6 protein-coding genes are annotated in these 8,438 nt (G+C 63.4%); 2 read left to right on the top strand and 4 right to left on the bottom strand.

Going from position 1 to position 8,438, the window contains the following annotated elements; genetic code table 11:
• Positions 1-788: electron transfer flavoprotein-ubiquinone oxidoreductase (locus tag LBW87_RS21990; protein ID WP_225203613.1), on the top strand; the 788-nt coding region annotated here is incomplete at its 5' end.
• 358 nt (positions 789-1,146) lie between these two features.
• Here LBW87_RS21990 and LBW87_RS21985 read toward each other — a convergent pair.
• Genes LBW87_RS21985 through LBW87_RS21975 form a run of 3 tightly spaced genes read right to left on the bottom strand, consistent with a single transcriptional unit; the run spans position 1,147 to position 4,845 of the window.
• The gene (locus LBW87_RS21985; protein ID WP_225203612.1) at positions 1,147-2,778 is read right to left on the bottom strand and encodes a GMC family oxidoreductase; all 1,632 of its coding nucleotides are present in this window, start codon (positions 2,776-2,778) and stop codon (positions 1,147-1,149) included.
• A 19-nt stretch (positions 2,779-2,797) separates the two neighbouring features.
• Positions 2,798-3,316: a sorbitol dehydrogenase family protein gene (locus LBW87_RS21980; protein ID WP_225203611.1), complete on the bottom strand. Its 519-nt coding sequence runs from the start codon at positions 3,314-3,316 to the stop codon at positions 2,798-2,800.
• 23 nt (positions 3,317-3,339) lie between these two features.
• Positions 3,340-4,845 carry a c-type cytochrome gene (locus LBW87_RS21975; protein ID WP_225203610.1) on the bottom strand — a complete coding sequence of 502 codons (1,506 nt, stop codon included), beginning with the start codon at positions 4,843-4,845 and terminating at the stop codon, positions 3,340-3,342.
• A 546-nt stretch (positions 4,846-5,391) separates the two neighbouring features.
• Here LBW87_RS21975 and LBW87_RS21970 point away from each other — a divergent pair.
• Positions 5,392-6,921, top strand: a complete 1,530-nt coding sequence (locus LBW87_RS21970; RefSeq protein ID WP_225203609.1) for a methyl-accepting chemotaxis protein — start codon at positions 5,392-5,394, stop codon at positions 6,919-6,921.
• On the opposite strand, the gene LBW87_RS21965 is transcribed toward LBW87_RS21970, so the two are convergent.
• The gene (locus tag LBW87_RS21965) at positions 6,918-8,435 is read right to left on the bottom strand and encodes a PepSY domain-containing protein (RefSeq protein WP_225203608.1); all 1,518 of its coding nucleotides are present in this window, start codon (positions 8,433-8,435) and stop codon (positions 6,918-6,920) included. The two genes, LBW87_RS21970 and LBW87_RS21965, sit on opposite strands and share 4 nt — an antisense overlap.
• Positions 8,436-8,438: the final 3 nt, after the last annotated feature.

Genomic DNA, 8,438 nt, shown 5'->3' with positions numbered 1-8,438 from the left:
AGATCAGCAAGTTCTTCGCGGGCGGCAAGCGCATTTCGTATGGTGCGCGGGCGATCACGGCGGGTGGCGTGCAGTCGTTGCCGAAGCTGGTCTTCCCCGGCGGCGCGCTGATCGGGTGCGATGCGGGCTTTTTGAATGCGTCGCGCATCAAGGGCAGCCATGCCGCGATCAAGAGCGGCATGCTGGCGGCCGAAGCGGCTTTCCATGCGCTGGGCGAAGACCGCCAGCTGGACGAATTAAGCAGTTACCCGGCCGCCTTCGAGCAATCGTGGCTGAAGGAAGAATTGCACAAGGCGCGCAACTTCAAGCCATCGATGAGTCGCGGCCTGGTCACCGGCACGCTGCTGGTCGGCATCGACCAGGTATTGCTGGGCGGGCGTGCGCCATGGACCCTGCATCACGCGCATGCCGACCACGAATGCCTGAAGCCGGCGTCGCAATTCACGCCCATCGTCTATCCGAAGCCGGACGGCAAGCTGACCTTCGATCGTTTGTCGTCGGTGTTCATCTCTAACACCAACCACAGCGAGAACCAGCCGGCGCATTTGACGCTGAAGGACAAGAGCGTACCGGTGCAGATCAACCTGGCGCAGTATGCGGGGCCGGAATCGCGTTATTGCCCGGCGGGGGTGTATGAGTTCGTGAAGAACGAGGATAACTCGGAGCGGCTGCAGATCAATGCGCAGAACTGCGTGCATTGCAAGACCTGCGACATCAAGGATCCGACGCAGAATATCGTGTGGGTCACGCCTGAGGGCGGCGGTGGGCCTAACTATTCGGGGATGTAGTAAGCCGCCCGTCGTCCCGGCGATTTATGCAACAACATCGAGGTGCGCCGGAAGACGCTGGGCCCTGACTTTCGTCAGGACGACGGAGATAGCTTGATAAGTCATCCGTCGTCCCGGCGAAGGCCGGGACCCAGTGGCTTATGTAACAACACCGAGGCGCGCTGGAAGACGCTGGGTCCTGACTTTCGTCAGGACGACGGAAGTAGCTTTATAAGTAATCCGTCGTCCCGGCGAAGGCCGGGACCCAGCGGCTTATGTAACAACACCGAGGTGCGCTGGACGACGCTGGGTCCTGACTTTCGTCAGGACGACGGAGGTAGTTTTGTCGTCCCGACGTCGCCTGCAACCAGCCTGAGACTCAGATTTCCTTGAGCAGGGTATCAGCGATACGCACACTCAATGCCGCGCCGGTCAGCGTCGGATTCATGCACGATACTGCCGGCATCACCGAAGTGCCTGCAATGAACAGGTTCTTGTGATCGTGGGTACGACAATCGGCATCGACCACCGAATCCTTCGGATCAGACCCCATGATGGTGGTGCCCATGATGTGCTGGCGGTTCTGGTGACCGACGTCGGTCTTGACGATCTCAGCGTCAAGCAGCTCGGAGAAGCGCTTGAGGTCCTTGAGCAAGGCATCGCGACCGGCGTTCCAGTATTCATCGACGTTGTAGTAGATCGATGGCACCGGGAAACCCAGCGCGTCCTTCTTGGTCTTGCTCAGGGTCACGCGGTTAGTCGGGATCGGCAGCATCTCGAAGTCCACCGCCCAGTTCAGTTCGCGCGCCGAACGACGCTTGATCTCGCTGTCCAGCTTCGACCCCAGCACGCCCTTGGCCAACAGCTCGGAAGCGTACTGCGAGGTCGGCACGGTGTTGCGGATCTTGATCTTGGACGACGGCACATCCTTGCGGAACTCGCCGTCACGGCCGTTCAGGTAGACCAGCAGTTCGGTCGGCCCCTGGCCAGGCCACAAGTCTTCCTTCGCGACCATCGTCACGCTGATGCCGGTGTTATCCATCAAGTTGCGACCGACCTGGTCGGACGAGTTGGCGATACCGTTGGGATACTTCTCGGTGGCCGACATCAGCAGCAACTTGGGCGACTCGATCGCATACGCCGCCAGCACGAAATAACGCGCAGTCAGGCGATGATCGGTGCCGTCCGGCGACTTGTAGCGCACCGCCGTGATCTTGCCGTTGTCATCAGCCTCGATGCGATACACCACCGCCTTGTCGAGCACCTTGGCGCCAGCGCGCTCGGCGCGGTCGATGGTGCGCGAACCGTCGAACTTGGCGCCGATCGGGCACACCGGGTTGCAGGTATTGTTGCCGGCGCACTGCGGACGGCCATCATAGGGCACCGTAGCGCGACCGCTGGGTTCGTTGACCGGGTTGTAACCGCCCTTGAGCAGACGTTCGGCCAAGCGCTTGAACATGTAGCTGAACGGCACGCTGGGCATCGGGTATGGCTTGGAACGGGGCGGGAAAGGTCCGCCGCCCTGGCCGCTCTGGTCGACCTCGTCGTCGCCGCTGACGCCCAGCGCATATTCGGCGCGGGTGTAGTAGGGCTCGAGTTCGTCGTAGCCAAACGGCCAGTCGCGACCGCGACCGTACAAGGTCTTGATCTTGAAGTCGTTCGGGATCATGCGCCACAGGGCCGAACCGAAGTGCCAGGTGGTGCCGCCCACTACCCGCAGGTAGCTGGTGTTGTACTTCACCGGCCCGGTCTGTTCCAGATAGTCGCCATAGGTGGTTGGCGCATAGGGCTCGTTCGGATAGGGCGAACCGCCGCTCTGCAGCTTGACGTTGGCCAGCGACAGCTTGACCGGCGCATTGCGATAGGTTTCCAGGATCTCCCGGCGCGTCACGCGCGGGCCTGCTTCCAGCACGATCACGGACTTGCCCGCCTCGGCCACTTGACTGGCGATCAGGCCGCCCATCACGCCCGATCCAATCACGATCAGATCTGCATCGAATTCGCCGCTCATTGCATTGCTCCTGTTTCGTTCATACCGGTTTCTCGCCCCAGCTGTTGGGCCCGCCGCCATAACTCGGGACCACCAGGATCCCGCGTGCGGGCTCGTACATGAGCGCCTCGGCGTAGCTGATCAGTTCGACATCCTTCCCACTGCCCACGAAGCCCATGTACCAGGCCGTCACGATGCCGGTCACGGTGGCCTTGGTGACCGGGTCGATCACCGCCAGGAAAGCGTCGATGTCGGCCGGCTTGGCGATATCGATCTGGACCAGTGCGGCCGCGACTTCGGTATCGAGCTGGGCATTGCGTTTTTTCAGCGCCGTGTAGTAGCGCTCGGCCAGGATCGGGTCGAGCTTGCGATGGGTCGAGAATTCCGACAGGCGCACGAAGCTGGCGAGTCCGCCGGCCGCATCGGCGGCGAAGGCAAGATTGCCCAGCGGCCCTTGCAAGCCAATGGTGGCTACCCCGAGTGCCGCGGCGATGGCGGTGATGACGGTGCGGCGCTTGAAATCGGGCGCGGCGCCGGCGTGTTTGGTTTGGCTGTCCATGCGATTGTTCCTTGGGTTGCGACTCAGGCCTGGGGAGCGCGGTCAGCCTTGCGGCGACGCCGCGTGACGACCACCAGCACGATCAGCACCAGCACGATGAAGATCAGGATCGGCGCCGCCGGCGCCAGGCGGGCGATCAGCGGCTTGGGACCACCTTCGCGAATGGTGGCCACGAATTGCTTGGTCACCGTGACGTCGGGATTGCCGTATTGCTTGAGCACGTAGTTGCTGACCTGAGCGATCTCTTCATCGCTCAAGCGCTCGGTGTACGACGCCTGCGGGCCAAAGGCCGGCATGAAACGCGTGGTATGACCGGTGGTGCGCTCAAGGCCGAACAGGATCGTGGCCACCAGGTTGTCGGCGCGTTCGGCGCCGGTGGCGGTGTTGTTGTACAGCGATGGATAGTCGCCGTTGGCCAGGCCCGTACCCTTGGTCTGGTGGCAGGCGGCGCAGGCAGCGCTGAAAACCTTCCAGCCGGCATCGGCTTGCGCCGCACCGCGCGATTGCGCTTCGCTGTCCGACGGCTTGCCGTAGGCGTAGCGCGGCTGGGTGACGCCGGCTGCGGCCACCGGCTTGCTGGCGCTGATGTAGGTGACGATGGCGTTGAGGTCGGCGTCGCTCAGGTGCTGCAGGCTGTTCTCGATGGCTTCGGCCATGGGGCCTGCGGCTTGCGCCTTGCCGGCGACGACACCGGTCTTGAGGTAGCGATACAACTCTTCACGGCTCCAGCCGCCGATACCGGCCACCTTGTCGGCGGTGATATTGGGGGCGTACCACGAACCGATCGACGCGCCCGACAATGCCAGTTCGCCGCGCTCGGCCATCAACGCATTGCGCGGCGTGTGGCAGGTCGCGCAATGCGCCAGCGACTCGGCCAGGTACATGCCGCGATTGTATTCGGGCGATTGCGCCGGATCGGGCTCGAACGGCTTGGTGTCGAGGAACAGCATGTTCCATACCGCCATCGAGGTGCGGATGTTGAACGGGAAGCCCAGTGCGGTTTGATGCACCGACACAGTGTCGACCGCCTGCACGCCCTTCATGAAGAAGGCGTACATCGCCGCCACGTCGCCGTCGGACAGCTTGGCGTACGAGGTGTACGGCATCGCCGGGTACAGGTGAGCACCGTCGGCCCGCACGCCGCGTTTAACGGCGGCGGCGAACTCGGCCTCGCTGTAGCTGCCGATACCGGCGCTCTTGGATGGCGTGATGTTGGATGAATAGACCGCCCCGATCGGGGTCTGGATGGCATAGCCGCCGGCGAACGGCTGACCGCCCTTGGCCGTGTGGCAGGCCATGCAGTCGGCGGCGGTGGCCAGGTAGCGGCCGCGTTCGATCAGTTCGGCGTCGGGCGTGGCCGCCACGCTGGCCGCCGTCGACACCGGGGCTGGGCTGGGGGCCGCCATGACTTGCGCGTGGAAGGCCGCGAAGGCCAGTGCTGCGGCGCATGCCACGCCGCCCCACAGCTTGGCGCGACGACGGCTGCCGTCACCGCTGCTGCGGTCTGAAACCAGAAATGCATTCACCATCGGATTCCTCAACCCATTAGAGCTGTTGTTAGTTAGGTCGTCTCCGTGGTGCGTATTTGGCTTTTACGCTTTTACATCCTGCATCGAGGCAGGAATGGGAGCGGAGAATACGCCTATTTTGCGTAGGGTCAATCATACGAAGGTATATCGGCGCCACCCGATCCAAGGGTTCTGCGCCGTTCATCACAAGCGAGCAAAGGCCTTTTCCGGCGATCGATTGGGCACGCCAGAGCGCTTCGGCGATTGGTCGACGGGGCAATTCATGAATTGCGATCCCGCATGAAAAAAGCACCGCCAAAGGCGCGCCGCCAGCCTGCGCTAACTTTTTTATCTCGATAAAAGAGAAAGATCGTTGCAGTTCCTGCAAGGATGAGTTTGTTCAGCCGCTCTTGATGTTTTCTTTGCAAGTTGCCTTAAATCCAATTCAGGCCCTTCCATGACCGGAAAAAACCGTTCTTTTCCCGGGTTTCGCCGCACTTGCCTGCACGTAAGATCATTCGCTCAATTAAATTGAACAGATGTTCATTGCCAATAGGAGATAGACAAGTGAAGTTGCGGACCAAGATCATCCTGCTATGCGCGCCCACCCTGCTGGGCATCGTGATCATCGCGATGGTGTCGCTCAACAATCTCAAGCGCACCATGCTTGAAGAGCGCACCGCCGAGTTGTCGCTGCTGGTGACGCTGGCCAAGGCGGCGGCGGAAAAGGTCCACGCTTCTGAACAGTCGGGCCAGATGACGCGCGAACAGGCGCAGGCGCAAGCCAAGCTGATCATCGGCAGCTTTGCCAAGGAACAGAATTACTTCTTCGTGCGCGGCTACACCGATGACGTCAACTACGTGCACCCCAATCCCAAGCGCGTGGGCATCCAGGACAAGACCGCCAAGGAAGACGGTGACCGCTACCGCGCGGCGCTGGCCGGGCGTGAGATCGGTACCCTGGTGGCCGAAGGCACCCGCCCCAATACGGCCGAAAAAGTGCAGAAGCTGTACGCCGTGGTGAAGTTCGCGCCGTGGGACTGGACCATCGGTTTCGGCGCCTATATCGACGACATCAATACCGCCTTCTACCGCAACGCGTTGATTCTGCTGGTGCTGGGCGGCACGCTGATGGCTGTCATCGCCGCCATCGCCGCATACATGCTGCGCTCGATCATCAACCAGCTGGGCGGCGAACCGTCCGACGCGGCCGCCATCGTCGAACGCATCGCCCAGGGCGACCTGGCCACGCCCATCGCGCTACGCCCGCGCGACCAGCACAGCCTGCTGCACTCGATCAAGACCATGCGCGACAGCCTGTCGGGCATCGTCAGTGGCGTGCGCACCGGCACCGACACCATCGCCACCGGCTCGCAGCAGATCGCCAGCGGCAACCTCGACCTGTCGTCGCGCACCGAAGAACAGGCCAGCGCGCTCGAAGAGACGGCATCATCGATGGAAGAACTGACCTCCATCGTGCGCCAGAATGCCGACAACGCGCGCCAGGCCAACCAATTGGCGGCATCGGCATCGACCGTGGCCGGCAACGGCGGCGAGGTGATCGGCCGCGTGATCCATACCATGACCGAGATCAACGATGCCTCGCGTCGCATCGCCGACATCATCGGCGTGATCGACAGCATCGCCTTCCAGACCAATATCCTGGCCTTGAACGCTGCCGTGGAAGCGGCACGCGCCGGCGAGCAGGGTCGCGGCTTTGCAGTGGTGGCGTCCGAAGTGCGCTCGCTGGCCCAGCGTAGCGCGACGGCGGCCCACGAGATCAAGGCCCTGATCGGCAACTCGGTCGACAAGGTCAATACCGGCACCCAGCTGGTCGAGCAGGCCGGCAATACCATGCGCGAGATCGTCGAGAGCGTGCGTCACGTGACCGATGTGGTGGCCGAGATCAGCGCCGCCAGCTCGGAGCAGAGCGCCGGCATCGAAGAAGTCAATCGCGCCATCACCCAGATGGATGGCGTGACCCAGCAAAATGCGGCGCTGGTCGAACAGGCCGCCGCCGCCGCGGCCTCGATGCAGGACCAGGCGGCCAGGCTGGCGCAACTGGTGAGCGTGTTTGCCCTGGACCAGCGGCGTTAAGCCGGCTCGCTGGCGCGGCGTGCGCGCAGCGACCTGCGCGTGCGCCGCCAAGCGATCACCACCCCGCTCACCGCCAGCAGCAAGCCACCGGCGCTGAGCACCACCAGCACTGTCTGGCGCAACCATGCGATGGCCAGCATGGGACGCAGGTCCCAACTATGCAGCAAGCTGAATAACCAGCGGCCGACGCGTTGCGCGCGGTCGACGCTGAGTTCGACCTGTCCGGTGGCGACATCGATATACACCTGACTCCGGCCAGCATCGGCAAACTGCAGCATCAACACCGGCAGGCGTCGCTCGGACCCGCCCATCATCGATTGCTCATCGCGCCGGTAATAATAACTATCGTAGGCCGTCAGCCACTGCGATGACGCCAGCGGCGCACGGTACAGATGCGCCGCCGCTGACTCAAGCCGAGCGCGCGGCCATTGCGCGGCGACCTGCAACTGGCCTTCGGATTGCGTGATGATCCGGCTGCGGTCGGCCGCATCCCGCGCCAGCACATACGGGCTGCCATCGAGATTGCGCCATTCGAGCTCTACCGCCGTGAAACCCTGCGCTTGCAATGCGCGCAACATCGACTGTGGCGCCAGCGCCAGATGTCGCGCCGGTGTCGATCCGGCATAGGCGGCGAGATCGGGCGCCACCGAAGCCGAGAAGATGCCCAGCGGGTTCATCGACATCAGGCCGCTGAAGATCCAGGTCAGCGTGACGGCGGCAAACGACAGGCCCAGCAAGTGATGCCAGCGCATCCAGCCGGCCGCAAATGGCGAGCGCGAACCGGAACGATAGGGCCGGCTGAAACGCCAGCGCCAAAGCCCCACCAGGATGCCGCTGCAGGCGACCAGCACGCAACCGGCGGAAAGGCCGATGACAGTCCACGTCCACACCGGATCGACCGGCTGGTTCTTGAACACGTAAAGCCAGTGCAGCCAGGCGCCGACGAAATTCCAGGCGCGTTCGCCCAACGTGGCCTGCATCACCACCGCACCGGTGGCGGACGAGACATACAGCAAGGTGCGGGCGGCGTCGTCCATCTGCACCTGGCGCAATGGCCGATGGGCGTCAAGCGCGCGCGAATGGGTCCAGCGGTCTTCCCATACGGCCCCCAGCGCGTGAGCGCTCACGCCCGGCAGGAACACGTGCGCCGAGCGCAACGCACCGGCATCGTCGAGCGCGGCGGGGATACGGCCGGTGACGGCATCCACCGTCGACCAACGACCGTCGGCGTCACGCAAGCCATAGCGCGGCTGGCCGCTGGCGGCATTGAGGACCAGCCGCGTGACATCGCCCTGCCCCATCACCTGCGCCGGTGACAGATAAGGTGCGTCGGCCAGCGCCGGCGATGCCTGCAGCCGTTGCCATTGACTGAGTTTCGGATACCCGACAAACAGCATCACCACGCCGCTGGCGAACCACAAGGCCATTAACAGGCAACCGAACACACCGCACCAGCGATGCACCAGATAGGTCCAGCGACGCAGGCGCGCCGGCAGTGCGGTGTGCGACGACATCCG

Source organism: Herbaspirillum sp. alder98 (assembly GCF_020179755.1).
In the GTDB taxonomy this organism is placed as follows: Bacteria; Pseudomonadota; Gammaproteobacteria; order Burkholderiales; family Burkholderiaceae_D; genus Herbaspirillum.
Note: the sequence above shows the minus strand (reverse complement) of the source record. Positions and strands in the feature narration are given on the sequence as shown.